Annotated in this window: 27 protein-coding genes and 1 pseudogene; 14 read left to right on the forward strand and 14 right to left on the reverse strand. The window is 70.4% G+C overall.

Annotated features, from left to right (window positions below):
• Positions 1-9 precede the first annotated feature (9 nt).
• Positions 10-741, reverse strand: coding sequence for a ZIP family metal transporter (locus SY2F82_RS35375; RefSeq protein ID WP_200423197.1), 732 nt, complete (start codon positions 739-741; stop codon positions 10-12).
• 95 nt (positions 742-836) lie between these two features.
• On the opposite strand from SY2F82_RS35375, the gene cobM reads away from it, so the two are divergent.
• From cobM to SY2F82_RS35415, 8 genes are all read left to right on the forward strand, one after another.
• Complete coding sequence (gene cobM, locus SY2F82_RS35380) at positions 837-1,655, forward strand: precorrin-4 C(11)-methyltransferase (RefSeq protein ID WP_200423198.1); 819 nt, start codon at positions 837-839, stop codon at positions 1,653-1,655.
• Positions 1,652-2,902, forward strand: coding sequence for a precorrin-6y C5,15-methyltransferase (decarboxylating) subunit CbiE (gene cbiE, locus SY2F82_RS35385; protein WP_200423199.1), 1,251 nt, complete (start codon positions 1,652-1,654; stop codon positions 2,900-2,902). The genes cobM and cbiE overlap by 4 nt, the downstream gene beginning before the upstream one ends.
• A complete protein-coding gene (gene cobJ / locus SY2F82_RS35390; RefSeq protein ID WP_200423200.1) occupies positions 2,899-4,581 on the forward strand; it encodes a precorrin-3B C(17)-methyltransferase in 1,683 nt (560 codons plus the stop codon). Before cbiE ends, cobJ begins: the two co-directional genes overlap by 4 nt.
• Positions 4,578-5,168, forward strand: a complete 591-nt coding sequence (locus SY2F82_RS35395; RefSeq protein WP_200423201.1) for a precorrin-8X methylmutase — start codon at positions 4,578-4,580, stop codon at positions 5,166-5,168. The genes cobJ and SY2F82_RS35395 overlap by 4 nt, the downstream gene beginning before the upstream one ends.
• Positions 5,165-6,100 carry a sirohydrochlorin chelatase gene (locus SY2F82_RS35400; RefSeq protein WP_200423202.1) on the forward strand — a complete coding sequence of 312 codons (936 nt, stop codon included), beginning with the start codon at positions 5,165-5,167 and terminating at the stop codon, positions 6,098-6,100. The genes SY2F82_RS35395 and SY2F82_RS35400 overlap by 4 nt, the downstream gene beginning before the upstream one ends.
• Positions 6,090-7,163, forward strand: a complete 1,074-nt coding sequence (cobC, locus tag SY2F82_RS35405) for an Rv2231c family pyridoxal phosphate-dependent protein CobC (protein ID WP_236041996.1) — start codon at positions 6,090-6,092, stop codon at positions 7,161-7,163. The genes SY2F82_RS35400 and cobC overlap by 11 nt, the downstream gene beginning before the upstream one ends.
• 134 nt (positions 7,164-7,297) lie before the next feature.
• Positions 7,298-7,912, forward strand: a complete 615-nt coding sequence (locus SY2F82_RS35410) for a DUF1326 domain-containing protein (RefSeq protein WP_200423204.1) — start codon at positions 7,298-7,300, stop codon at positions 7,910-7,912.
• Complete coding sequence (locus SY2F82_RS35415) at positions 7,909-8,658, forward strand: DUF2182 domain-containing protein (RefSeq protein ID WP_200423205.1); 750 nt, start codon at positions 7,909-7,911, stop codon at positions 8,656-8,658. Before SY2F82_RS35410 ends, SY2F82_RS35415 begins: the two co-directional genes overlap by 4 nt.
• Before the next feature lie 31 nt (positions 8,659-8,689).
• On the opposite strand, the gene SY2F82_RS35420 is transcribed toward SY2F82_RS35415, so the two are convergent.
• The 4 genes from SY2F82_RS35420 to SY2F82_RS35435 are packed head-to-tail and all read right to left on the reverse strand — an operon-like array spanning position 8,690 to position 12,294.
• Entirely contained in the window at positions 8,690-9,781 is a 1,092-nt protein-coding gene (locus SY2F82_RS35420) for an amidohydrolase family protein (protein ID WP_200423206.1), read from the reverse strand.
• Between the two features lie 10 nt (positions 9,782-9,791).
• Positions 9,792-10,604 (reverse strand): amino acid ABC transporter ATP-binding protein, encoded by an 813-nt coding sequence (locus tag SY2F82_RS35425; RefSeq protein ID WP_308437810.1) that lies wholly within the window; start codon positions 10,602-10,604, stop codon positions 9,792-9,794.
• Positions 10,601-11,446, reverse strand: coding sequence for an amino acid ABC transporter permease (locus SY2F82_RS35430; RefSeq protein WP_200423207.1), 846 nt, complete (start codon positions 11,444-11,446; stop codon positions 10,601-10,603). The genes SY2F82_RS35425 and SY2F82_RS35430 overlap by 4 nt, the downstream gene beginning before the upstream one ends.
• Positions 11,443-12,294, reverse strand: coding sequence for a transporter substrate-binding domain-containing protein (locus SY2F82_RS35435; protein ID WP_200423208.1), 852 nt, complete (start codon positions 12,292-12,294; stop codon positions 11,443-11,445). Before SY2F82_RS35435 ends, SY2F82_RS35430 begins: the two co-directional genes overlap by 4 nt.
• 261 nt (positions 12,295-12,555) lie before the next feature.
• Between SY2F82_RS35435 and SY2F82_RS35440 the strand changes: the two genes are divergently transcribed.
• The 6 genes and pseudogenes from SY2F82_RS35440 (at position 12,556) to thpD (ending at position 17,509) form a co-directional block, all read left to right on the forward strand.
• Positions 12,556-13,656: an alanine--glyoxylate aminotransferase family protein gene (locus tag SY2F82_RS35440; protein WP_200423209.1), complete on the forward strand. Its 1,101-nt coding sequence runs from the start codon at positions 12,556-12,558 to the stop codon at positions 13,654-13,656.
• A 219-nt stretch (positions 13,657-13,875) separates the two neighbouring features.
• A pseudogene (locus tag SY2F82_RS35445) lies at positions 13,876-13,959 on the forward strand (DUF664 domain-containing protein); the annotation flags it as partial.
• Positions 13,960-14,287: 328 nt separating this feature from the next.
• Positions 14,288-14,836, forward strand: coding sequence for a diaminobutyrate acetyltransferase (ectA, locus tag SY2F82_RS35450; protein WP_200423210.1), 549 nt, complete (start codon positions 14,288-14,290; stop codon positions 14,834-14,836).
• A 63-nt stretch (positions 14,837-14,899) separates the two neighbouring features.
• Positions 14,900-16,171, forward strand: a complete 1,272-nt coding sequence (gene ectB, locus SY2F82_RS35455; RefSeq protein ID WP_200423211.1) for a diaminobutyrate--2-oxoglutarate transaminase — start codon at positions 14,900-14,902, stop codon at positions 16,169-16,171.
• 29 nt (positions 16,172-16,200) lie between these two features.
• Complete coding sequence (locus SY2F82_RS35460) at positions 16,201-16,599, forward strand: ectoine synthase (protein ID WP_103844648.1); 399 nt, start codon at positions 16,201-16,203, stop codon at positions 16,597-16,599.
• A gap of 7 nt (positions 16,600-16,606) precedes the next feature.
• Complete coding sequence (thpD, locus tag SY2F82_RS35465; protein ID WP_200423212.1) at positions 16,607-17,509, forward strand: ectoine hydroxylase; 903 nt, start codon at positions 16,607-16,609, stop codon at positions 17,507-17,509.
• 216 nt (positions 17,510-17,725) lie between these two features.
• On the opposite strand, the gene SY2F82_RS35470 is transcribed toward thpD, so the two are convergent.
• From SY2F82_RS35470 to SY2F82_RS35510, 9 genes are all read right to left on the reverse strand, one after another.
• On the reverse strand, positions 17,726-17,827 hold the full coding sequence (locus SY2F82_RS35470; RefSeq protein WP_200423213.1) for an integrase: 102 nt from the start codon (positions 17,825-17,827) through the stop codon (positions 17,726-17,728).
• Between the two features lie 59 nt (positions 17,828-17,886).
• Positions 17,887-18,192, reverse strand: a complete 306-nt coding sequence (locus tag SY2F82_RS35475) for a hypothetical protein (RefSeq protein ID WP_200423214.1) — start codon at positions 18,190-18,192, stop codon at positions 17,887-17,889.
• Between the two features lie 66 nt (positions 18,193-18,258).
• Positions 18,259-18,510 carry a hypothetical protein gene (locus tag SY2F82_RS35480; RefSeq protein ID WP_200423215.1) on the reverse strand — a complete coding sequence of 84 codons (252 nt, stop codon included), beginning with the start codon at positions 18,508-18,510 and terminating at the stop codon, positions 18,259-18,261.
• Positions 18,511-18,773: 263 nt separating this feature from the next.
• Complete coding sequence (locus SY2F82_RS35485; protein WP_236041986.1) at positions 18,774-19,709, reverse strand: hypothetical protein; 936 nt, start codon at positions 19,707-19,709, stop codon at positions 18,774-18,776.
• A 50-nt stretch (positions 19,710-19,759) separates the two neighbouring features.
• Complete coding sequence (locus SY2F82_RS35490) at positions 19,760-20,776, reverse strand: glycosyltransferase (protein ID WP_200423216.1); 1,017 nt, start codon at positions 20,774-20,776, stop codon at positions 19,760-19,762.
• On the reverse strand, positions 20,776-22,068 hold the full coding sequence (gene serS / locus SY2F82_RS35495; RefSeq protein ID WP_200423217.1) for a serine--tRNA ligase: 1,293 nt from the start codon (positions 22,066-22,068) through the stop codon (positions 20,776-20,778). Before serS ends, SY2F82_RS35490 begins: the two co-directional genes overlap by 1 nt.
• Positions 22,061-22,771: a histidine phosphatase family protein gene (locus SY2F82_RS35500; protein ID WP_200423218.1), complete on the reverse strand. Its 711-nt coding sequence runs from the start codon at positions 22,769-22,771 to the stop codon at positions 22,061-22,063. Before SY2F82_RS35500 ends, serS begins: the two co-directional genes overlap by 8 nt.
• Positions 22,768-23,691: an aminoglycoside phosphotransferase family protein gene (locus SY2F82_RS35505; protein WP_200423219.1), complete on the reverse strand. Its 924-nt coding sequence runs from the start codon at positions 23,689-23,691 to the stop codon at positions 22,768-22,770. Before SY2F82_RS35505 ends, SY2F82_RS35500 begins: the two co-directional genes overlap by 4 nt.
• Entirely contained in the window at positions 23,691-24,941 is a 1,251-nt protein-coding gene (locus SY2F82_RS35510; protein ID WP_200423220.1) for a methionine adenosyltransferase, read from the reverse strand. Before SY2F82_RS35510 ends, SY2F82_RS35505 begins: the two co-directional genes overlap by 1 nt.
• Positions 24,942-25,028: the final 87 nt, after the last annotated feature.

Raw genomic sequence — 25,028 nt, forward strand, 5'->3', positions numbered from 1 at the left:
GGCGGCGGATCAGCCCGCGAGGCCCACCACCAGCCAGATGAACGCCGTGCCCGCGACCGTGCACAGCAGGGTCGTGTGGGCGGGGTGCTCGTGGTGGGCCTCCGGCAGGATCTCGGCCGCGGCGAGGTAGAGCAGGACACCGCCGAAGAGACCGAGGTAGCCGCCGAGAAACCACTCCGGGATGGCGAGGAACGCGGTCGAGGCCGCGCCCAGCACGGGCGCCAGCGCGTCCGCGAACAGCATCGCGACCGCCTTGCGGCGCGCGTTGCCGTACAGGCTGGTGAGGGTGAACGTGTTGAAGCCGTCCGCGAAGTCGTGGGCGATGACGGCGAGCGCCACCGCGAGGCCCATGCCGCCGCCCACCTGGAAGGCAGCACCGATCGCCACGCCGTCCATGGCGCTGTGACCCACCATGGCGGCCGCCGCCGTGAGGCCCACCTCGGGCGCGCGATGGTGATCGTGCTCCGCTGCGCCGTGCGCCGCCCGGCGGGCGGCGAGCAGCCGCTCCACCAGGTGGGCCAGCAGGAAGCCGCCCACGAACAGCAACAGGGCCGCCGGCACGCCGAACACCTCGGTGCCCGCCGCGTGCAGTGCCTCCGGCAGCAGGTCCAGGCCCACCACACCGAGCATCAGTCCGCCGGCCAGGCCCAGGACCAGATGGCGACGGTCGGTCACGCGCTGTGCCGTCCAGCCGCCGGCCAGCGTCATCAGGAACGCGCCGAGCGCGACGAAGACCGCCATGTGCCCTTGCTATCCGATCAGGCCCCGGTCGCGCACATCCGGCCCCGATTCCGCCCGCACACATCGTGACATTCCGTACGAGAGGACCTGAACCCATGGCCGAAGCCCCCACCGGCAAGGTGACCTTCGTCGGTGCCGGCCCCGGCGCCGCCGACCTGCTGACGTTCCGTGCCGCGCGCGCCATCGCCGAGGCCGACGTCGTGATCTGGGCGGCCAGCCTGGTCCAGGCGGAGGTCCTGGAGCACGCGCGTGCGGACGCGGAGGTCCTGGACTCGGCGACCATGTCGCTGGAGGACGTCGTCGCCGTCTACCGGCGGGCGCACTCGGAGGGGCTGAAGGTCGCCCGCATCCACTCCGGCGACCCGGCCCTGTGGGGCGGCACGCAGGAGCAGCTCGACCGGTGCGCGGAGATCGGCATCGCGACCGAGGTCGTCCCGGGCGTCTCCTCCTTCTCCGCCGTCGCCGCGCTCGCCCAGCGGGAGCTGACGATCCCCGAGGTCGCGCAGTCCGTGGTCCTCACCCGGCTCGGCGGCGGCAAGACGCCGATGCCGCCCGGCGAGGAGGTGCGCGAGTTCGCCCGGCACGGCACCACCATGGCGATCTTCCTGTCGGCGGCGCGCAGCGGGCAACTGGTGCGGGAGCTACTGGAGGGCGGCTATCCGACGACCACCCCGGTCGTGATCGCCCACCAGGCGACCTGGCCCGAGGAGCTGGTCGTGAAGTGCACGATCGGCACGCTGGAGGAGACCGTCAAGGAGCACAAGCTCTGGAAGCACACCCTCTTCCTGGTCGGACCGGCGCTCGACGCGCACGGCACGCGCTCGCACCTGTACCACCCCGGCCACTTCCACGGCTACCGCAAGGCCGACCCCGAGGCCCGCAAGGCCCTGCGCGCACGGGGTGCGAGCACGTGATCACGGTCGTCGGCACGGGCACGGGGGCGCCCCTTCCCGAGGAGGTCCTCACGGCGGCGGACCTCGTCGTGGGCGGGCGGCGGCATCTGGACGCCGCCCGGCTGCCCGAGGGCGCCGAACGGGTCGTGCTCGGCCCGCTGGCGCCCGCACTGGACGCCATCGAGCGGGCCCTGGAGAAGGGGGACGAGGAGCGGCGGGTCGTCGTGCTCGCCTCCGGGGATCCCGGGTTCTTCGGCATCGTGCGCGCACTGGGCGAGCGGTTCGGGCCGGACCGGCTGGATGTGCGGCCCGGCGTGTCGTCGGTGGCCGCCGCCTTCGCGCGGCTCGGGCTGACCTGGGACGACGCGGTGGTGGTCAGCGCGCACGGGCGCGAGATGCGCACCGCGGTGAACGTGTGCCGGGCGCGTCCCAAGGTCGCCGTGCTGACCGGGCCCGGAGCCGGTCCCGCAGAGCTGGGGGCGGCACTCGCCGACGGCTGTGCCGACCGGGTCCTCGTCGTGGCGACCGCGCTCGGCGACCCGGAGCGGGAGCGCGTGGAGCGGGTGACGCCCGCCGAGGCGGCGGAACGCGACTGGGGGACGGCGGTGAGCGTGGTGCTGTGCCTGGACGAGGCGCGGGCACAGGGACCGGTGCGCACGGTCGCGGGGGCGTCCTCGGGCCCCTCCGCATGGGCCCTGGACGAGAGCGCCTTCGCGCACCGGGACTCGATGATCACCAAGTTCGAGGTGCGCGCCCTGGCCCTGGCCCGGCTCGGGCCGCGGCTCGGCGATCTGGTCTGGGACGTCGGCGCGGGCTCCGGCTCGGTCGCCGTCGAGTGCGCACGGCTGGGCGCCGCCGTCACCGCCGTCGAGAAGACGCCCGACGGGGTCGAGCGGATCCGCGCCAACGCGTCCGCGCACGGCGTGGACGTGCGGGTCGTGCACGGGACCGCACCGGACGCGCTGGAGGGACTCGACGACCCCGACGCGGTGTTCGTCGGCGGCGGCGGACGCGGACTGCCCGCCATCGTCAGCGCGTGCGCACGGCGCGCCCGGCGGGCGGTGGTGGTCGCCATGGCGGCACTGGACCGCGTACCTGCGGCGCGCGAGGCGCTCGTCGCCGCCGGGTTCTCCTGCGACGGCGTCCTGCTGCAGGCGTCGCGCCTCGCGCCGCTGCCGGGCGACGTGACCCGGCTCGCGGCGACGAACCCTGTTTTCCTGCTGTGGGGCACGCGGGCCCCGGCACTGCACGAAGGAGAAGCTCAGTGATCGGCCTCATTTCCGCCACCGCGTCGGGGGCGGCTGCGCGGGACCGGCTGGCCGCGGCGTGGCCGGACCGTACGCGGGTGTACGACGGGCCCGTGAAGGACGCCGTACGGGCCGCCTTCGCGGAGTGCGAGCAGCTCGTGTGCTTCCTGGCGACGGGGGCGGTCGTACGGCTGATCGCACCGCTGCTGGGTGAGAAGGCCTCCGACCCGGGCGTGGTGTGCGTCGACGAGGGCGGGCGGTTCGCGGTGTCCCTTGTGGGCGGGCACGCGGGCGGCGCCAATGAGCTGGCCCGCGCGGTGGGCGGGGTGCTGGGCGCGGAACCGGTCGTCACGACCGCCACGGACGCCGTGGGGCTGCCCGGGCTAGACACGCTCGGGTTCCCGGTGGAGGGCGATGTCGCCGCCGTCTCACGGGCGTTGCTCGACGGGGAGCCGGTGGCGCTGGAGGCGGACGTGACCTGGCCGCTGCCGCCGCTGCGGGTCGCCGCCGAGGGGGCGTACACGATCCGGGTCACCGACCGGGCCGTCGAACCCGCCGAACGGGAGGTCGTGCTGCGGCCGCCCACCCTGGTCGCGGGCGTCGGCGCGTCCAGGGGTGCCCCGGTGGAGGAGGTGCTGGGGCTCGTCGAGGGTGCTCTGCGGGACGCGGGGCTCTCCGTGGCGTCGCTCGCCGAGCTCGCCACCGTCGACGCCAAGGCGGAGGAGCCCGGCATCGTCGAGGCGGCACGGCGGCTCGGCGTTCCGCTCGTGACGTACGCCGCCGAGGAGTTGGCGAGGGTCGACGTGCCCAACCCGTCCGAGGCGCCGCTCGCCGCCGTCGGCACGCCGTCCGTCGCGGAGGCCGCCGCGCTGGTGGGCGGGGGCGAACTCCTCGTACCCAAGCGGAAGTCGGCCATGGCCACCTGCGCGGTCGGACGCCGGCCGGGGCGCGGACGGCTCGCGGTCGTCGGGCTGGGGCCGGGCGCCCGGGACCTGCTCACGCCGCGCGCGCAGCAGGAGCTGCGGCGTGCCTCCGTGCTCGTCGGCCTCGACCAGTACGTCGACCAGATCCGTGACCTGCTGCGGCCCGGCACCCGGATCCTGGAGTCGGGACTCGGCGCCGAGGAGGAGCGGGCGCGCACGGCGGTCGCGGAGGCGCGCAGGGGGCACGCCGTCGCGCTGATCGGCAGCGGGGACGCCGGGGTGTACGCGATGGCCTCCCCCGCGCTCGCCGAGGCGTCCGACGACATCGACGTGGTCGGGGTGCCCGGCGTCACCGCGGCGCTCGCGGCCGGGGCGATCCTGGGCGCGCCGCTCGGCCACGACCATGTGTCGATCAGCCTCTCCGACCTGCACACGCCGTGGGAGGTCATCGAGCGGCGGGTACGGGCCGCGGCCGAGGCGGATCTCGTCGTCACCTTCTACAACCCCCGCTCCCGGGGCCGCGACTGGCAGCTGCCGAAGGCCCTCGCGATCCTCGCCGGGCACCGGGAGCCGACGACACCGGTCGGTGTCGTACGCAACGCGTCACGGCCCGACGAGTCCAGTCGCCTCACGACCCTGGCCGAACTGGACCCGGCGACGGTCGACATGATGACGGTCGTGACCGTGGGCAACACGGCGACCCGTGAGATCGCGGGCCGCATGGTCACGCCGCGCGGATACCGCTGGCAGGACGACCGGCAGGAGGAGGCGAAGTGAACCGTGTGGTGCACCCGATCGAGCAGGAGTCCTTCCGGCGGCTGCGCGCCCGCCTCGACACCTCACACTTCCCGCCGCTGACCCGGGCGGTGGTGGAGCGGGTCATCCACTCCGCCGCCGACCTCGACTACGCCACCGACCTCGTCATGGACGAGAGCGAGTTGGAGAAGGCGCACACGGCGCTGCACGCCGGGGCGCCGGTGGTGGTGGACGTGGAGATGGTCGCGGCCGGGATCACACGCCGCGAGACGGTCTGCCGCCTCAAGGACGCCAGGTCGGGCCCGGGCATGACCCGCTCGGCGCACGCGATCCGGCTGGCGTACGAGGACGTCGGCCCGGGCGCCCTGTGGGTGATCGGCTGCGCGCCGACCGCCCTGGAGGAGCTGCTGACGTTGGACGCCTCCCCCGCGCTCGTCATCGGTCTGCCCGTCGGTTTCGTCGGCGCGGCCGAGTCCAAGGCCGCGTTGCGCGAGAGCGGGCTGCCGGCCGTGAGCAACGTGTCCGAGAAGGGCGGTTCGGCGGTCGCCGCCGCCGCGCTCAACGCCCTGTTGTACCACCCCGTTTCGAAGTTCGAGGAGACATCGTGACCACCCCGCCGCCCGCCCTGCTCATCGCCGGCCACGGCACCCGGGACGAGGCCGGGGCCGAGGCGTTCCGCGACTTCGTACGGGAGCTGGGACGCCGCCACCCCGACCTGCCCGTCGCGGGCGGCTTCATCGAGCTGTCGCCGCCGCCGCTGGGCGAGGCGGTGACCGAGCTCGTGGAGCGGGGGGTGCGCCGGTTCGCGGCCGTGCCGCTGATGCTGGTGTCCGCCGGGCACGCCAAGGGGGACATCCCTGCGGCGCTGGCCCGGGAGAAGGAGCGGCACCCGGGCATCTCGTACACCTACGGGCGCCCGCTCGGCCCGCACCCGGCGCTGCTGTCGGTGCTGGAGCGGCGTCTGGACGAGGCGCTGGGCGGGACGGCGTGCACGCCCGAGGAGCGCGCCGAGGTGACGGTGCTGCTGGTGGGCCGTGGCTCCACCGACCCCGACGCCAACGCCGAGGTGTACAAGGCGGCGCGGCTGCTGTGGGAGGGGCGCGGGTACGCGGGCGTGGAGACGGCGTTCGTGTCGCTGGCGGCGCCGGACGTGCCGAGCGGCCTCGACCGGTGCGCGAAGCTGGGTGCGAAGCGGATCGTCGTCCTGCCGTACTTCCTGTTCACGGGGATCCTGCCGGACCGGGTCCGGCGGCAGGCGGAGGACTGGGCGGCGACGCATCCGCAGGTCGAGGTGCGGTCGGCGGACGTCATCGGGCCGGAGCCGGAGCTGCTGGACCTGGTGATGGAGCGGTACCAGGAGGCGCTGAAGGGGGATCTGCGGATGAACTGCGACTCGTGCGTGTACCGGATCGCCCTGCCCGGCTTCGAGGACAAGGTGGGGCTGCCGCAGCAGCCGCACTTCCACCCGGACGACGACGGGCATCACCATCACGGTCATGGACACCACCACGGGGGGCACGCGCACTCCCATGCGCACTGAACGGGACGGAGCACAGCACGACCTGCGGCACCACGGAGACGCCGAGGTCCGTGACGGTGGGGCGGGGCTGACCGACCTCGCGGTGAACGTGCGCGCGGACACGCCTCCGGCGTGGCTGCGGGAGGTGATCGCCGAGTCGCTGGGCGGCCTCGCGGCCTACCCCGACGGACGGGCGGCGCGGGCGGCGATCGCGGAGCGGCACGGGGTGCCGGCCGAGCGGGTGCTGCTGACGGCGGGGGCGGCGGAGGCGTTCGTGCTGCTCGCCCGCGCCCTGAAGGTGCGGCGGCCGGTCGTGGTGCACCCGCAGTTCACGGAGCCGGAGGCGGCGTTGCGGGCCGCGGGGCACGTGGTGGATCGGGTGCTGCTGCGGCAGGCGGACGGTTTCCGGCTGGATCCGGCGCTGGTGCCGCAGGGCGCGGACCTGGTGGTGATCGGGAATCCCACGAACCCCACGTCCGTCCTGCACCCGGCGTCGGTGATCGAGGAACTGGCCCGCCCGGGGCGGGTGCTGGTGGTCGACGAGGCGTTCATGGACGCGGTCCCCGGGGAACGCGAGGCGCTGGCGGACCGGACGGACGTGCCGGGCCTGGTGGTCCTGCGCAGCCTGACCAAGACCTGGGGTCTGGCGGGGCTGCGCATCGGCTACGTCCTGGCCGACCCCGGGACGATCGCGCAATTGGAACGGGCGCAGCCGCTGTGGCCGGTGTCGACGCCGGCGCTCGCGGCGGCTCAGGCCTGCGTGTCGCCGCGAGCGCTGGCGGAGGCGGCGCACGCGGCGCACCGGGTGGCGGCGGACCGGGCACATCTGGTGGCGGGGCTGCGGGAGTTCGGGCCGGACGGGCTGCATGTGGCGGAGCCGGCGGAGGGGCCGTTCGTGCTGGTCCGCCTGGTCCGGGCGGCTGCCGTGCGGCGGCATCTGCGGGACCTCGGCTTCGCGGTGCGCCGCGGGGACACGTTTCCGGGGCTGGACGAGGAGTGGCTGCGGCTGGCGGTACGGGACCGGGTGACGGTCAACCGCTTCCTGCAGGCGCTGGACCGCTCGATGGCCCTGGCACAGGGCTGAGCGGGGCGGCGGGCGCCAGGCCCGTCGCCCGCCCCGGGGCTAGGCTGGAAGAGCCCCGAGCAACAGCACCGGAACCAGCGGTCTGTGCCGATGGGCGCCTCGCGGTCCCGGTGCCCGCACCAGTGAGGCCGATCATGCCCTGGAATCTGAGCGGGACCTATCTGGAGAGCTGCAACTGCGACGCGGTGTGCCCGTGCACGACCTCGGGTCTGACCGCGCCCGCCGACCATGAACGCTGCCAGGTGACCTTCGCCTTCCACGTCGACGGCGGTGAGGTCGACGGCGTGGACGTGTCGGGCCGCAGCGTCGCCGTCTTCATCGACGCGCCCCGGGTGATGGCCGACGGCGGCTGGCAGGTGGCGCTGTATGTGGACGCGGCGGCCGACGACGGCCAGGCGGAGGCGTTGGGCAGGGTGTTCTCCGGGCAGGCCGGCGGGCCGATGGCGGCGCTCGTCCCCCTCGTCGGTGAGCTCCTCGGCGTCGAGCGCGTCCCCATCGACTACCGGGACGACGGTCGCCGTCACGCGGTGCGAGTGGCCGATGCCATCGACATCGAGATCGAGGACCAGGTCGCCCCGCAGTTCGGCGCGGACGGCCCGGTGATGGGGCTGACCGGCGTCTTCCACCCGGCGAGCAGCACGCTGACCATCGCCCGCTCCACCCGGGCGACCGGCACCGGAGTGTACGGCCGGTCATGGGACTTCACCGGCGGCAACGGGCACTCGGCGCCGTTCGCATGGTCCGCGTGACGGCCGGTCCGCTCCCCGGGCGCGGCAGGCTCGGCTCCACCGGGCTGCTGCTGCTCGCGGCGGCGGCCGCCTGGGCCTGGGTGGTGGGGCGCGGGCGCGGTACGGGGGGCATGCCCGGGACGATGGGTCTGGATCTGCCGGCCTTCCTGCCCGTGTGGACGGTGATGACGGCGGCGATGATGCTGCCCGCCACGGCGCCCGTCGCGTCCTTGTACGCGCGCACGATCCGCAGCCACCGGTTCCGGCGCGTGGTCGCCTTCACCTTCGGCTACCTGCTGGTGTGGGCCGCCGCCGGGCTGCCCGCCTATGCCCTGGCGGCCGTCGCCGGCCGGGCGGCGGGCACGCATGCGGCCACCGCCACCGCGGTCGCCTCCGCCGTCTTCGCGGCCAACGGCGTCTACCAGCTCACGCCCCTCAAGGACCGCTGCCTCGCCCGGTGCCGCTCGCCGATCGGGCTGATGCTGCGCTACGCGTCGTACCCGGGGCGGTCCCGCGATGTGCGCGCGGGAGTCCACCATGGCGCCTTCTGCCTGGGCTGCTGCTGGTCGCTCATGGCGCTGCTGGCGGCGTTCGGCGTGATGAACCTGTGGGCCATGGTGGGCCTGGCGGCCGTACTGAGCGCCGAGAAGCTCCTCCCGGCGGGTCCGGTGGTGGCCCGGATCGTGGGGGTGGTCTCCCTCGTGCTGGCCATCGCCGTCGTCTGGGTCCCGGGCCTGGCCCCCGGACTGATCCGCAGTCCGATGTAGGCCGGCTGATCCGGAAGGCAGATGCCGGGCCCTAGCCGACCACCCGTCCGTTGAGCACGACACGCCGCGGTGCCGCCAGGACCCTTACGTCCGTGCGCGGGTCCGTCTCGTACACCACGAGGTCGGCGGGGGCTCCCTCGTCCAGCGCGGGACGCCCGAGCCAGGTCCGGGCGGCCCAGGTGGCTGCCGAAAGGGCCTCGACGGGCGGGATCCCGGCGGTCACCAACTCGGCCACCTCGCCCGCGACCAGGCCGTGGGCCAGCGAGCCCCCGGCATCGGTGCCCACGTACACCGGGATCCCGGCGTCGTACGCCGCCCGCACCGTGTCGTAGCGCCGTTCGTAGAGCCGGCGCATATGGGCCGACCAGCGGGGGAACTTCGACTCGCCACCGTCCGCCAGTCCCGGGAACGTCGCAATGTTCACCAGCGTCGGCACGATCGCGACCCCCCGCTCCGCGAACAGCGGGATCGTCTCCTCCGTCAGCCCCGTCGCGTGCTCGATGCAGTCGATGCCCGCCTCGACCAGGTCCCGCAGCGAGTCCTCGGCGAAGCAGTGCGCCGTGACCCGCGCGCCCAGGCGGTGGGCCTCCGCGATCGCCGCCTCCACCGCCTGACGCGGCCAGCAGGCCGACAGGTCCCCCACCTCACGGTCGATCCAGTCGCCCACCAGCTTCACCCAGCCGTCGCCGCGCCGTGCCTCCTGGGCGACGTAGGCGACCAGGTCGTCCGGTTCGATCTCCCAGGCGAAGTTGCGGATGTAGCGGCGCGTGCGCGCGATGTGCCGCCCGGCCCGGATGATCTTGGGAAGATCGTCCCGGTCGTCGATCCAGCGGGTGTCCGCAGGGGAGCCCGCGTCCCGGATCAGCAGCGTGCCCGCGTCCCTGTCCGTCAGCGCCTGCTTCTCCGAGACGTCCTCGGGGACCGGGCCGTGCGCGTCGAGGCCGACGTGGCAGTGCGCGTCGACCAGGCCGGGCAGCGCCCAGCCCTCGACGGTACGGACGTCGCGGGCCCCGGCGGGGCGGTCGTACGAGATCCGGCCGTCGACCACCCACAGCTCGTCGCGGACGTCCTCGGGCCCGACGAGCACCCGTCCCCTCACGTGCAGCACCGCGTGATCGCTCATGCACTGCACCTTAGTTGGCGTCCGCCTGCCACTGCTTCCGGCCGACCTGGTCGGAGGTCTCCTCCTCCACCTCGGCCCTGGCCGGGTCCAGGAGCCGGGAGAGGAAGTGCCGGGTGCGCTCGTGGCCCGGGTCGCCGATGACCTGCTCGGGGGTGCCGTCCTCGACGATCACGCCGCCGTCCATGAAGACGACGCGGTCGGCGACCTCGCGCGCGAAGGTCATCTCGTGGGTGACGACCATCATCGTCATGCCCTCCTGCGCCAGCCTGCGCATCACGGCGAGGACGTCGCCGACCAGCTCCGGGTCGAGCGCCGAGGTCGGCTCGTCGAACAGCATCACTTCGGGGCCCATGGCGAGGGCGCGGGCGATGGCGACGCGCTGCTGCTGGCCGCCGGAGAGGGAGGCCGGGTACGCGTCCGCCTTCTCGGACAGGCCGACCCGCTCCAGGTTCTCGGCGGCGATCTTCGCCGCCTCGGCCTTGTCCCGCTTGAGGACCCGTCGCTGCGGCAGCGTGAGGTTCTCGGTCACCGTGAGGTGCGGGAAGAGGTTGAACTGCTGGAACACCATGCCGATACGGCGGCGTACGGCGTCGATGTCCACATCGGGGTCGGTGACCTCGGTGCCGCCGACGAAGACCTGGCCCTTGGTGGGTTCCTCCAGGAGGTTGACGCAGCGCAGCAGGGTGGACTTGCCGGAGCCGGAGGGGCCGATGACGCAGACCACCTCGCCCTGGCCGATCTCCAGGTCGATGCCGCGCAGCACCTCGTTGTCACCGAAGGACTTGTGCAGGTCGCGGATCGCGATCTCGGGGCTGCTGCTCACTTGGCGGCTCCCTGGGCCTTGGCCTCCATACGGCGGACGACGAAGCCGAGCGGGATCGTGACCAGCAGGTAGCACAGGCCGGCGACCAGGATCGGCGTGGAGTTGGCGGTCGTGCTGGCCAGGTCGCGGCCGAACTTGGACAGTTCGCGCTCCTCCAGGGTCACACCGAGGAACAGCACCAGCGAGGAGTCCTTGAAGAGCAGGACGAGTTCGTTGGTGAGCGGCGGGAGGATGATCCGGAACGCCTGCGGGACGATGATGGAGATCATCGCGCGAGTGGGCGAGAAGCCCAGCGAACGCGCCGCCTCCATCTGGCCCTTGGGCACGGCCTGGATGCCCGCGCGGATCGTCTCCGCCATGTACGCGGCCGACACCAGGCCGAGCGCGAGGGCGACCTTGCCGTACGTGCCGCCGATGATCTCCGTGCCGGGGAAGGCGAGCGGCACGGCGACACCGACGAAGATGAAGATCAGCAGCGCGGGCAGGCCGCGGAAGATCTCGATGTAGACGCCGGCGACCCAGCGGTACGGTCCGACGGACGACAGCCGCATCAGTGCCAGGAGCATGCCGAGCACCAGGCCGACGACGAAGCCGGACAGGGTGTACAGCACGGTGTTCTTCAGCGCCAGCGTGATGACGTCCGGGAACATCTGCCGGGCGATGTCCACCTGCGCGAACTGGTTCTGCAGCCGTCCCCAGTCCGCCGTGACCGCGAAGGCGATCACGGCGACGACGAAGACGGCGTACTGGACACCGCGCGACACCCTGCGCTTCTGGGTCCGGGTCAGCCCCTTCCTACGGGGCTGCACCTCGGCCCTGGCCGTGTCCGTCGTGTCGGTCATGAGGCGGAGGGCGAGGCGACGGACGGGTTGTAGGGGCCGATCCACTGTTCGTACAGCTTCTTGTACGTGCCGTCGGCCTTCGCGTCCTTGATCGCCTTGTTGATGGCGGCGAGGAGCTTGGTGTTGCCCTTCTTCACCGTGAAGCCGTACTGCTCACCGGTGTTGATGTTGCCGGCCAGCTTGAAGGCGTCGGCGTTGGCCTTGTCCTTGAGCCAGCCCTGGACGACCGGGTAGTCGATGACGACCGCCTGGACCTGGCCGGTGCGCAGGCCGTTGAGGACGGCGTCGGAGGACTCGAAGGAGATCGGGTCGAAGCCCTGCTTCTTCGCGTAGTCCTCGCCGGTGGTCTGCGCCTGGGTGCCGAGCTTCTTGCCCTTGGCCTTGACGTCGGCCAGCGAGGTGATGCCGCTCTTCTTGTCGACCAGCACGGCCTGGGTGGCGTCGAAGTAGGGGTCGGAGAAGTCGACGTGCTTCTTGCGCTCGGCGGTGATGGTCATACCGGCCGCGGCGAGGTCGCACTGGCCGGAGTTGAGGAACGCGCCGGTCTTGAAGTTCTCGAAGGGGGTGTCGACGACGGCCTGCTTCACTCCGAGGTCCTTGGCGACCAGGTCGATCATCGACACGTCGAAGCCCTGCACCTTGCCGTCGATCTCCGACTGGAAGGGCGGGTAGGGCAGGTGGGTGCAGGTGGTGAGCTGACCGGCCTTGACGAGTTCCACCCCGCCCACGGCCGACTTGCCGGCGCTGCCGCCGCTGCCGCTCGAGGTGCAGCCGGCCACGAGCAGCACACCGGCCGTCGCGGTGGTGGCGGCCAGGATGCGGGCCCGGCGCCCGAGGAGCGTGTTCACGGAGGACCTCTCTGTGGGGAATCTCGACTTCCCCTGTGGGGGGATGAGCGGGTTCCGATTATAAGGAGCAGTTTGGGTTCCTCAAACCAAACCGATGGCTGGAGAGCCTTCTCACCTCAGAAGTGATCGGCAAACGGGTGAAGACGGCCGCCGACTACCCTCAAGACCGTCATCCACACCGGCATCGACACCACACCGACACCCGACACCGGACACCCGACACCGAGGCTGTCGGCCCCCGCGAGCGAAGAGAGCACCGCCGTGACCCATCCCCTCCTGGACCTCCCCCCGCTGAGCGCCGCCCGCTTCGCCTTGATCGAGGACCGGGTGGCGCGGCTGCTGTCCACCGAGCAGGACGTCGTGATCATGCAGGGTGAGGCGCTGCTGCCGCTGGAGGGGGCGATCCGCGGGACCACCGGGCCCGGGACGACGGCCCTGAACGTGATCACGGGGCCGTACGGGCAGACCTTCGGCGACTGGCTGCGGGACTGCGGGGCGACGGTGTACGACCTGGCGGTGCCGTTCCACACGGCGGTGACGGCGGAGCAGGTCCGTCAGGCGCTCGCCGAGCACCCGGAGATCGACTTCGTGTCGCTGGTGCACGCGGAGGCGGCGACCGGGAACACGAACCCGGCGGCGGAGATCGGGGCGGTGGTGCGGGAGCACGGCGCGCTCTTCTATCTGGACGCCGTGGCCTCGATCGGTGCGGAGCCGGTGCTGCCGGACGCGTGGGGGGTGGACCTGTGCGTGATCGGGGCACAGAAGGCGATGGGCGGGCCGGCGGGGGTGTCGGCGGTGTCGGTGAGCGAGCGGGCGTGGGCGCGGATGGCCGCGAACCCGGGGGCGCCACGGCGGTCGTATCTGTCGCTGCTCGACTGGAAGGAGCGCTGGATCGACGGCGGGCGGAAGGCGCTGCTGCACGCTCCGGCGCAGCTGGAGATGCTGGCGCTCGAGGCGTGCCTGGAGCGCATCGAGGCGGACGGGCTGGAGACGGTGATGGGCCGGCACCGGTCCGCGGCGGCGGCGACGCGCGCGGGAGCGGTCGCGCTCGGTGGCGGTCTGGAGCCGTACGTGTATGAGGCGTCGGAGGCGGCGCCGGTGGCCACGACGTTGCGGGCACCGTCCGGTGTGGTGGCGGCGGAGCTGGTCGCACGGGCGCTGGAGCTCGACCCGGCAGTGCCGTTGGCGGCGGGCGGGGGCGCCCTGGCGAAGGAGATGATCCGGGTCAACCACTACGGGGCCGACGCGACGGCGGAGACGGTTTCGGCGAGTCTCGCCGCGCTGGGGGCGGCGCTGAGGGAGTCCGGGGCGGACGTGGACGTGGAGGCGGCTCGGGGGGTTGTGGCGGAGGTGTGGGGCTAGCCTCTGCGAAGGAAGGGGGCGTTGACGCCGGAGCGGGATCCTGCCCTCGTCGCACGTGAGGCTGGAAGAGCGCGGAGCGCCGTGCGTCGTCTCCGGGCATGAGGTCCGGACGACGCTGCCGGGAAGTAATGCTCCACGGGCTGCGCAGCTGAGCCGCCGTCGGGTCCGCGCAGGGGGTCACGTCGGGGCCGAGCTTGGCAGCACCTGAACCCGGACCGAGTGCACATGAGCGAGGAGCAGGCCCGGCACAACGGTCACGCCGACATCCTTCGGGAACGTATCGACGGAGTGACCGGCACCTGAAATCAGCATTGCACTCCGGCTCCTTACAAGTAATCCTGGAATTCACCCCGAGAGTAACTCCCCGCATTCTTCTGCCCGCTCTTCTCCGACCTAAACGCAAAGATTCTGCGAACGCCGTCCGAGGTAATTCGGGCAGATCTCGTGTGGGTTACCGGGGTGTGATCGACCCCACAGGACGGGCGTTTCGTTCTGCAATGTCCGCATATTTCTCCAGCAAGTGCCGCCGATTCGCGCGTAGGGGCGCGCCCGCGCGATATCACATCCACCGCCCGTCCGTAACCCCCTCCGGCGATGCATTTTCGAATTTCCACGGGTAAATTGAATCCGCATGACCGCCGCACAAGCAGACCTGTCAGCGGAATTCCTGGAAGTGTCGGAGGGACTACGGATCGACCGTCCGGAGGTGGCGGACGGTGCCGCTCTCTGGCGTATCGCCAAGGACTCCGAAGCCCTCGATCTGAACTCCTCCTACAGCTATCTGCTGTGGTGCCGTGACTTCGCCGGCACCTCGGCTGTGGTGCGCGCCGAGCCCGACGGGCGGCCCGTCGGCTTCCTCACGGCGTACCTCCGGCCCGAACGCCCCCACACCCTCCTCGTGTGGCAGGTCGCCGTGGACACCGCGTACCGCGGGCGCGGCCTGGCCGCCCGCCTGCTCGACGCGGTCGCGGCACGGGTCGCCGCCGAGCACGGCGTCACCGGCATCGAGACCACCATCACCCCGGGCAACACCGCCTCCGAGCGGCTGTTCACCTCGTTCGCCGTCCGGCACGGCGCGACCGTCGAGCGTGAAGTGCTCTTCGACACGCGCCAGTTCCCGGACGGACCACACGACCCGGAGGTCCTGTACCGCATCGGGCCCCTCAAGCACACCGCCTGATCCCCTCACCCCCACCTCCAGTCCGACTCCCCCCTCCCCCACACACCGAGGAGCGTTTTCGTCGTGACCATCACCCAGCCGGACCTCAGCGTCTTCGAGACCCTCGAGTCGGAGGTGCGCAGCTACTGCCGCGGCTGGCCCACCGTCTTCGACCGCGCGCAGGGCAGCCGCATGTACGACGAGGACGGGCACGAGTACCTCGACTTCTTCGCCGGCGCCGGATCACTCAACTACGGCCACAACAACCCCGTACTGAAACGGGCGTTGATCGACTATCTGGAGCGGGACGGCGTCACCCACGGGCTCGACATGTCCACCGTCGCCAAGCGTTCCTTCCTGCAGACCTTCCAGGACGTGGTGCTGCGCCCGCGCGACCTGCCCTACAAGGTCATGTTCCCGGGGCCGACCGGCACCAACGCCGTCGAGTCCGCCCTGAAGCTGGCGCGCAAGGTGAAGGGACGCGAGGCCATCGTGTCCTTCACCAACGCCTTCCACGGGATGTCCCTGGGGTCGCTGGCCGTCACCGGCAACGCCTTCAAGCGCGCCGGCGCCGGCATCCCGCTGGTGCACGGCACGCCCATGCCCTTCGACAACTACTTCGACGGCACGGTGCCGGACTTCCTCTGGTTCGAGCGTCTCCTGGAGGACCAGGGCTCCGGTCTCAACAAACCCGCCGCCGTGATCGTGGAGACCGTGCAGGGCGAGGGCGGCATCAACGTCGCGCGCCCCGAGTGGCTGCGCGCCCTCGCCGAGCTGTGCGAGCGGCAGGACATGCTGCTGATCGTCGACGACATCCAGATGGGCTGCGGCCGCACTGGCGCCTTCTTCTCCTTCGAGGAGGCCGGGATCGTGCCGGACATCGTCACCGTGTCCAAGTCGATCAGCGGCTACGGGCTGCCGATGTCACTGTGCCTGTTCAAGCCCGAGCTGGACGTCTGGGAGCCGGGCGAACACAACGGCACCTTCCGCGGCAACAACCCGGCGTTCGTCACGGCCACCGCCGCTCTGGAGGCCTACTGGGCCGACGGGTCCGCGATGGAGAAGCAGACCCGGGCCCGCGGCGAGCTGGTCGAGCGCGAGCTGGCCTCGATCACCGACGAGAACCGCGCCGATGTGAAGGAGTACCGCGGCCGCGGGCTCGTGTGGGGCCTGGAGTTCCACGACAAGGAGCGCGCCTCGCGGATCGCGCGCCGGGCGTTCGAGCTCGGGCTGCTCGTGGAGACCTCGGGTCCCGAGAGCGAGGTCGTCAAACTGCTGCCCGCCCTCACCATCACCCCCGACGAGCTGGACGAGGGTCTGGGCATCCTCGCCCGCGCCATCCGCGAAACCGCCTGAAAACCCCTGAAGAGGAGGCACACAGTACCGTGATCGTCCGTTCGTTCAAGGACATCGAAGGTACCGACCGGCATGTGAAAGCCGCGTCGGGCACCTGGGAGAGCAAGCGCATCGTCCTCGCGCGGGAGAAGGTCGGCTTCTCCCTGCACGAGACGATCCTGTACGCGGGCACCGAGACGTCGATGTGGTACGCGAACCACATCGAGGCGGTCGTGTGCGTCGAGGGCGAGGCGGAGCTGACCGACCACGAGACCGGGAAGACGTACACGATCACGCCCGGGACCATGTACCTGCTGGACGGGCACGAGAGGCACACGCTGCGCGTGAAGGAGGACTTCCGCTGCCTCTGCGTCTTCAACCCGCCCGTGACCGGCCGTGAGGACCACGACGAGAACGGCGTCTACCCCCTGCTCACCGAGGAGGTATGAATCACCGATGACCCTGACCACCAGCACAGCCGTCACCGATCTCTATCCCAGCCGCGGCGCCACCGAGGTGGCGGTCCCGCGCCAGGACCCGGTCGTGTGGGGCGCTCCGGGTACACCGGGGCCGATCTCGCTGACCGACCTCCAGGCGTACGAGCGCGACGGCTTCCTGGCCATCGACGAGCTGATCACCGAGGACGAGGTCGCCGTCTACCGGCAGGAGCTGGAGCGGCTCGTCACCGATCCGGACATCCGCGCCGACGAACGGTCGATCGTGGAGCCGAAGTCGAGGGAGATCCGGTCCGTCTTCGAGGTGCACAGGATCAGCGAGGTGTTCGCGAAACTCGTGCGCGACGAGCGGGTCGTCGGGCGGGCGCGGCAGATCCTCGGCTCGGACGTCTACGTCCACCAGTCGCGGATCAACGTCAAGCCGGGCTTCGGTGCCAGCGGCTTCTACTGGCACTCCGACTTCGAGACCTGGCACGCCGAGGACGGTCTGCCGAACATGCGGACGGTGTCCGTCTCGATCGCGCTGACCGAGAACTACGACACCAACGGCGGCCTGATGATCATGCCGGGGTCGCACAAGACGTTCCTCGGCTGCGCCGGCGCCACGCCGAAGGACAACTACAAGAAGTCGCTGCAGATGCAGGACGCGGGCACCCCGTCCGACGAGGCGCTGACGAAGATGGCCTCCGAGTACGGCATCAAGCTGTTCACGGGCAAGGCCGGTTCGGCGACCTGGTTCGACTGCAACTGCATGCACGGCTCGGGCGACAACATCACCCCGTTCCCGCGCAGCAACGTGTTCATCGTGTTCAACAGCGTGGAGAACGCGGCGGTGGAGCCCTTCGCGGCTCCGGTCCGGCGTCCCGAGTTCATCGGGGCGCGGGACTTCACCCCCGTGCGGTGAAGTCACACCCTGGCTGACCAGTCAAAACACAGCCGCCTACAGGGTTCGTGACGTGCCGGAGGACCACACGTCCTCCGGCACACCGCCCGGTGTTGCAACGCCCGTAAAGCAGTCGGACCCGCCTTCGCCCGAGGGCGTGCGGGTCCGACTGCTTACGGCTGTCACCGGCGTTCTGCGGGTGTCCACGGGCTATACGCGGGCTAGTTTTCCGGGCGCTCAGGCGGCGCCCGAGAGGCGGTGGGTCTCTTCCAGCCGCTTCTTGTAGTGGTCGAACTGGCCCTGGATGCAGTGCGCGTAGGTGCGCAGGAGCACGGGCACGCTGTTCCCGGCCCACTCCGCGACCTGGGTCGGCGGGATGGCACTGTTCGGCCATGTCGTCAGGCAGGTGTGCCGCAGGTCGTAGACCCGCTTACCGAGGATCGATTTGTCTCATCCTCGGTCAGCACGGCTTTGCGGGCCTTGTCCCACATCCGCCGGATCACCACGCTGTGCAGCTTCGCGCCCTTCAGGCCGCGCAGGAGCAGGTTGCCGGGCTGCGAGTCGCGTCGTTTGATCTCCTCGCGGAGGATGCGGGTGAGGTCCGGGTGGCAGGGGACGGGACGGCTGTCCCCTTCGGCCCGGCCCTTCAAGTGTCGCTCGTCGAAGGACTTTCCGGAGTCGGCCCACTGGCTCTCGACGTGCAATGTCGCCTCCTAGAGCACCAGTTCACCGCACTGGTCTTCGGCGTTCTCATCGGGCAGGGTCACGCCTCATACGCGTAGCGCGGTGGCTTCTTCCGGGCGCGTTCCTGCGTAGTACATGGTCGCGAAGAAGGCGTGGAGGATCTGGCCCGTCCTGGGCTGGCTGTGGACCCACCAAAGGAGTGCTGCCGCCTGCTCGGAATTGATCAGGCAGCGTTTGTCCACGGTGCTCGACGTCTTGAGTCCGGTGCGGACCGGAGGCGGTGCGGGCAGTTCAACGGCGACGGCACCACGCGCGGCATCATCGCGGAGGGCCTGCACGCCGACGAAGTACCGCGAGCTGCAAGCGCCCGCTGCCAACTCGCAGAGCTACCGACGCCTGCGCGCGGCGGCCGCGCTCGACCATCACGAGGTGTGCGGCCGGCTCCCTTGCTCCGGGTCTGTGCTCGCCGACGGGACCGTCTCGCTGACGTCGCGGCTCGTCGAGCGACGCGCGGCCGACTCTGCTGGTGCCTGCTCCGAACGACTGGGCTCCTCCGTCCCGTTGGCGGCCAACGCAGCTCCGGCTTCTTGCTGTGGGAGCGTCAAGCTGATTCTCGACGGGTGAGCTCCTGCTCAATGCTGGCGGTAATGGAAGGCCACGGGACGGGAAGGTCCACAATCGTCGTCCAGTACTGGTGTGACGCCCGGACCGCGGCGCTCACCCCAAGGTGCACAGCCTCGGAAGCCAAGGCACCAAGCACCCGGCGGGTCACCCCGCCCGCGCCACGTGCGGCAGGCATGATGCCGTTGCCGAGTAGGAGCGTCGCCGTGCGGAGCGCATCCAAGGTGGCAGCTGGCGCGGCTCCGGCGAGAGGGCCGTAGATCAGTTCATGCCAGTTCCGAAGGGTTCGGGCCCAGGCTAAGCGCTCGAGGCCCGTGCCCAGATCGACGGCCATGCGCTGAGGATTCTCCCTGTTCCAGAGGAGCACGATGTCGCCAAGCGTGAGATCGAGGTGGCGGAACATGAGGGTAACGCCGGCCACCTGTCGCCGGTGCCAGACCTTGAGCTGTCCGTAGAGGCTGACGTGTCGGGCATGGAAGCCGAGCCGTGAGAGGACGTAGAGCCAGTCGTCCAGGACGGCGGCGTACTCGTCGATGCTTTGGATCGGTTGGACGCGCGAGACGTTGACGAAGGAGGTCAGGTAGCCGTCGAGGAGCTGCGCCTTGTCGTCTCGCTCGCCTGTGAACCGGACCACCGGCTGTGGGAGGAACCCACTGCGGTAGGTCACAGGGCGGTCGTCCTTGAGTAGGGGATCAAGAGCCTGCACCGCCGAGATGGCAAGCTCGGTCTCGCGGCCCCAGCGCAGCGGAATGCATGCGTCGCGGGAAACACCGCGGGCGGCGAAGGCGTCTTCCAGAGTCGACAGGAGCTCGGCCCAGGATGGTGATCGGCGAGGCGGCGCGTACGCCGAGCCTCGATGACGGTGGCAGACCTCAAGGTCTGTGCCGTCGATCGTGAACTCCCAGCTCTGTCCCAAAACTTGGCGCAGCGCAGATGCTATCTGACGTGTGGGAGGCCCTGTCAGCATCAGCAGGCTGCCATGGCCTCGAAGTGCCGGGCGGGATCGAAGCGGTACTGGCCAACGGTTTGTACCTCGGCGTGACTCAGTGCGTCAGCACGCTCGATCGCCTCAGCGAGGGCCCGGGACGCCGTCTCGTCGTCCGCGTCGGGTGAGACCACTGTTGTTACGCCTGTACGGTCGCAGAGTGCGGCTTGGGCGCAGGTTCCCTCCCGCCAGGTCAGCGCGGCCATGGGGGTTCCCGCCCGCAGCGATTCGCCGAAGATGGCGGCGCCCGCTTCCACGTAGGTGCGGTCGTAGGTGTAGACGAACACGGAGGCGTCACGGATGGCGGCCGTCTTCGCCGAGCCGCCCAGTTCGCCGACCCACTCCACGTGCTCTGCGGAGAAGACCTTTTCTTGGCTCCGTACGTAGTCCTCGCTGAAGACAGGACCGACGATGCGGATGCGGCGACCGAGTATCTGGGCGGCTCGCACCGCGAGGTGGGGAGCCTTCTCCTCGTCGATGCGGCCGAGCCACACCAGGTCTCGTCCCTTGGTGGCCGGCGGTTCCTCCTCGTGCAGGCCGAGGTGGACAGCCAGTTCCGGGATGGGCTGATGGGCCGCGTAGCGCTCGATCATCTCTGGCGAGTAGCAGTAGAGCCGTGAGCGCTTGCCGTCGAAGGCGGATTCCGCGTGTCGGAACAGTGGGGAGTGCTGGAACGTGGCTACGTCGCAGTCCAGTTGGCTCCAGGTACGTACCCAGGTAGGCAGGGACGGGTACTCGTGGCCGACAACCATCAGGTCGTAGCCAGCGGCTTTCAGCTCGCGCTCGTTCAGCGAGCCCGGGGTGACATCTTCGAGGCGGATCGGCTTCCGGACCCATGTGGCTTCCAGATCCGGGAGCCATCCCGGGCCCAGGAGGTGTACGTCGGCGCCTGCGGCTCGGGCGCCTACTGCGACCGCCCAAAGCCATCGTTCGATCCCGCCGTATCCGGCAGGGGGGAAAGCGTAGCTACCAGGAAAGTCGCAGACGCCGACGAGCACTATGCCTCCGGTGTTCCGTCCGCCGAGATTCGGCGGAAGCCGAGGTACGGGACGAGTGATTCAGGCAGGACGATGGAGCCGTCCTGTTGCTGCCCTTGTTCGAGCAGCGCGGCCAGCGTGCGGCCGATCGGGAGGCCCGAGCCGTTGAGCGTGGCAGCCAGCTTGGGCTTCCCGTCCGCGCCGCGGGTGCGGATGTTCGCGCGACGCGCTTGGAAAGTGCCGAAGTTGGAGACCGACGAGATCTCGCGATAGGTGTTCTGGCTCGGGATCCACACCTCTAGGTCGTAGGTGAGCTGGGCAGCGAAGCCCGTGTCGCCTGCGGCCAGGGTGACCACGCGATATGCGAGGCCCAGCTCCTTCAGACACGCCTCGGCGTGGCCGATCATCTTCTCCAGCTCGGCGTCGGCGTCCTCGGTATCGCAGATCCGCACCATCTCCACCTTGCCGAACTGGTGCTGACGGATGAGGCCCCGGGTGTCGCGGCCGTAAGAGCCGGCCTCCGAGCGGAAGCACGGAGTGTGTGCGGTGAGGGCGATCGGTAGCTCGGCGGACGGGATGATCTCGTCCGCGTAGAGGTTGGTGAGCGGGACCTCAGCGGTCGGGATCAAGAACAGCTCGCGCTCTGCGACGCTGGTCTTGAACAGGTCCTCCTCGAACTTCGGCAGCTGGCCCGTGCCGGTCATCGTCTTGCGCGTGACCAGGAACGGAACCGAGTGCTCGACGTAGCCGTGGCGGCGCGTGTGAAGGTCGAGGAAAAGCGCCGCGAGCCCTCGCTCAAGGGCTGCACCGGCCCCACGCGTGACCGCGAAGCGCGGGCCCGACAGCTTCGTCGCGCGAGCGAAGTCGAGGATGCCAGTGGCCTCGCCCAGATCGACGTGATCCTTCGGCTCGAAGGAGAAGGCCGGCGGAGTCCCCACGCGGCGGACCTCGACCGCGAACTCCTCAGAGTCGCCGTCCGGGGCCCTGTCATCCGGGAGGTTCGGGATGCTGAGGAGGAGGTTGCGGAGCTCCTGCTGCACCGTCTCCTGGTCGGCTTCGATCTCGCGGATCTGGTCCTTGATCTCCCGGGCACGCTCCTTCAGCTTGGAGATGTCCCCACCCTGCTTCGCCGTCTGCTGGACCTCGCCGGCCACTCTCTTGGACTCTGCCCGCAGCTCGTCCGCCAAGCGGATGTTCTGGTTGCGCCGCGACTGGAGGCTCTCCAGCGCGGACAGGTCCAGCGAGTAGCCACGGCGAGCGAGGCGACGTACCGCTTCGGCACCCATTTCGATCAGGGCGCGGGCATCATGCATGAGGGGGTTCCTTCTCCTCCGGCGGGTGAACTACGCGGTCGACGGTAGCAACCGCCGAACCCTCATCGACCCGCAATATCGCGGCGCCACCGCGTTCACCTCGGTCTTGCGGCTCCTCGCCGTCAAGATCGGTCAACAGGGTGCCGATCCACCCATGCAGAGCCTCGTCGGAGACGGCGAGCGGCTCGACGCATGGGGCCTCCGGGAAGAACAGCGGCATGGCCTCGCCCGGGGAGCGATCTCGATGCCAGAGCAGGACCGACACGAGCAAGCCGTGGCAGACGAGGACGCGGGGCCCCGGATAGTCCAAGGCCGCGCGTACTCCGGAGAGCATCCTCTGAATGCCTTCTCGCTGGGACTCTCGGGCACGGCGCGGGCGCTGTGCCCTGCCGTGATGGTCGAGCCACGCAGCATATTTCAAGAACGGGCCGCCTTCGAACTCCCCGTAGTCCAGCTCGTTGAGCTGAGCGTCCACTTCGAGCTTCGCCTCGGGCACTCCCATCAGGAGGGCGGCCGTCTGCTGGGCTCGCGGAAACTCGCTCGCCAACCACGGACGCACGCTGTGAAGAGGAAGCACCGCCCATGCTCGCCTGCACGAGCTCACGCCTTCTTCGCTGAGCTGGATGGGGCACGTGGGGTCGCCGTTGACGAGGTACTGCTTGCTGTAGTCGGTTTGCCCGTGACGGAGGATGTACGTGGTCACCAATCGCCCCCTGGGCTGGAGGCCATCAGGGAGGACAGCACCTTGGCGATCTTCGGCTTGGCGGGGTCGTGGATCTCCGCGTAGTAGAGGAGGCCGTCGACGGCGAGGACCCTGCACCACGGGGCGATCTCCGGAACTGGGATGCGGGAGATCCGAGAAGCAGTCGCCAGCCGGTCGGGTACTCCTCGCTCGAGGTCGTAGTAGACCGTCCAGAAGGCCCAGTCGAACACGGCGTCGCCCACCAAGGGGTGCGGATCGATCAGGCGCGGGTGCCCTCCGGCGTCGAAGAGCACGTTCTCCTGGTACAGGTCGGCGTGGAGGATCGTGGTCCGGGTCGGGTCTTCCCGCAGGTCGGAGAGCCCTTCGCACGCTTCCTTCACGAGGGCCTCCATGGTGCCGAGATCGAGGCTCTGTGCCCGTTGGCGGATGCGAGGCACGACCACGTCCTGACGGAAGTGCTCAAGGCTGGGAAGATCCGGCGTCGTTCTGCTGCGGCCGAGGGAGTGAAGCCCTTGGATCGCAGCGGCCACCATCTGTCTCTTACGCGAGAGAGGGGCGGCGCCGCCGGGTCGGCCGCCGATCAGTTCCAGGGCCGCCACCGACAGGTCGTCCGCCGCTTCGATGACGTCTGCGGTCGGGCCGCCGGCCCATGCTTGCAGCGCGGCGATCTCGTGGCGGTAGCGCATTGGCTCGTACCACGCCTTGAGGATCAGCGGCGTCCCATCGAGGGCGGTTACCAGCGCGACGGCAGAGGTGTGTCCTGCATCGTGGTAGCCCTGCCACGAGAGGTTCCACCGCTCGGCCGCCTCGGCCAGGAGGCTCGGGGCGTCCCGAAGCCACCCTTCCGCCGATGGGCCGTAGTGGTCGAGAAGGCGCCGCCGGCACCCCGGCGGCACTTCTCCGAGCGTCTTCGGGGTCATCAGCTCAGCACGATCCCGTCCGAGACGAGCTCGTCGGTCAGAGCCGGGAACCCATCGAGGGCCTCGGCGACGAGCGCCTGAACCTTGTCGACCTCGACGTCCGGCGAGGACAGACGGACCAGGATGCGCCACGGTTGGTCGAGCCGCTGCCCCGTGGTGCTGACGAGGTGGACTTCGGCCTGTCCATCGGTCGCTTCGTACAGGCGGTGTGCGAGACGCTGTGCGGCGATATTGTAGAGCTTGCCGACGTGGTAGACGGGGTTTTTGCCGTTGGCGCCCTCCAGGTTCATCGGGCGCAGAGGCGTGATGAGGCCGTTGATGCGGTTACCTCGGCCAACGACCCCTTCGTCACCTGACTCGATCGAGCTTCCCGTGTACGTCAGGTAGAGCTCGTCCTTCTCCGGGATGTCGCGAGCGTTAAGCCGGAACCGGACCTCGGCTTCGGGGAGGCGGATGCCGGCGAGCCGATGGCACTCGGCGAGGACGGTCTCGGTGTTGCGGATGTACTCCGTGCGGCTGCCGACGTGGCGCGACTTCTGCGGCACGCACAGCACGATGTCGGCGCTCTCTCCGTCCCAGTAGCCCATGAGCTTCACGTCCGAGCCGCACCAGGTGTGGGCTCGCCTGAAGTCGCTCTGACCCGAGAGGTGGTCCACCAGCTCGCGCACAAACGACTCGAAGGGGTTCTCCGGCGCCCAGCCCGTACCGAGTGACGTGTCGTTCGAGAGCCGCACCCGACGCTCCCGAAGGTCGTCGATGGACCGCGGGTTGAACCAGCGGGTCCTGTCCGGGACCGCATTACTGGTCAGCACGGCGCCGGGGCTCGAGTTGCTCGTGATGTTGAAAGCGATGTCGAGATGATCCGACACCTCCGGAAGACACTCGGCGAAGAACTCCCGGACCTCCGCCTCGACGATCTCCAGGACGGGGATGCTCTCGCCACCGCAGGCGGGCGCGGCTCGCCCGTTTACCAGAACCCGCACAGGTCCCGTCATCTTGCCGCCGCCGTAGCGGACCTCGCTCGCCCCACCCAACAGAGCGAGCTTGTCGAAGTTGTGGTGGAGCACGGCGCCGAAGTGCTTCACGGTGTAGCGGCTGTACGCCCGGGACAGCCGTTCGGCCAGGTGGTCGGCAAGGGTGTCGGGATGTCCCAGTCCCTTGCGCTCGACGATGGTCGTCCCATCGTGCTCGCGAGTACCGGTCTCGATGACCAAGTGGCTCTTGCCGAAGGTCATGCTCGTTCGGGGCATGGCGAACTCCCATCTCAGGGTCGGCAGGGTTGCCCAGCGCAGGCGTCGGTCAGCCCGGCAGGGAAGAGAAGCGGCTGTTCGGCGCGG

It is taken from the genome of Streptomyces sp. Y2F8-2, from assembly GCF_014905555.1.
In the GTDB taxonomy this organism is placed as follows: Bacteria; Actinomycetota; Actinomycetes; order Streptomycetales; family Streptomycetaceae; genus Streptomyces; species Streptomyces cynarae.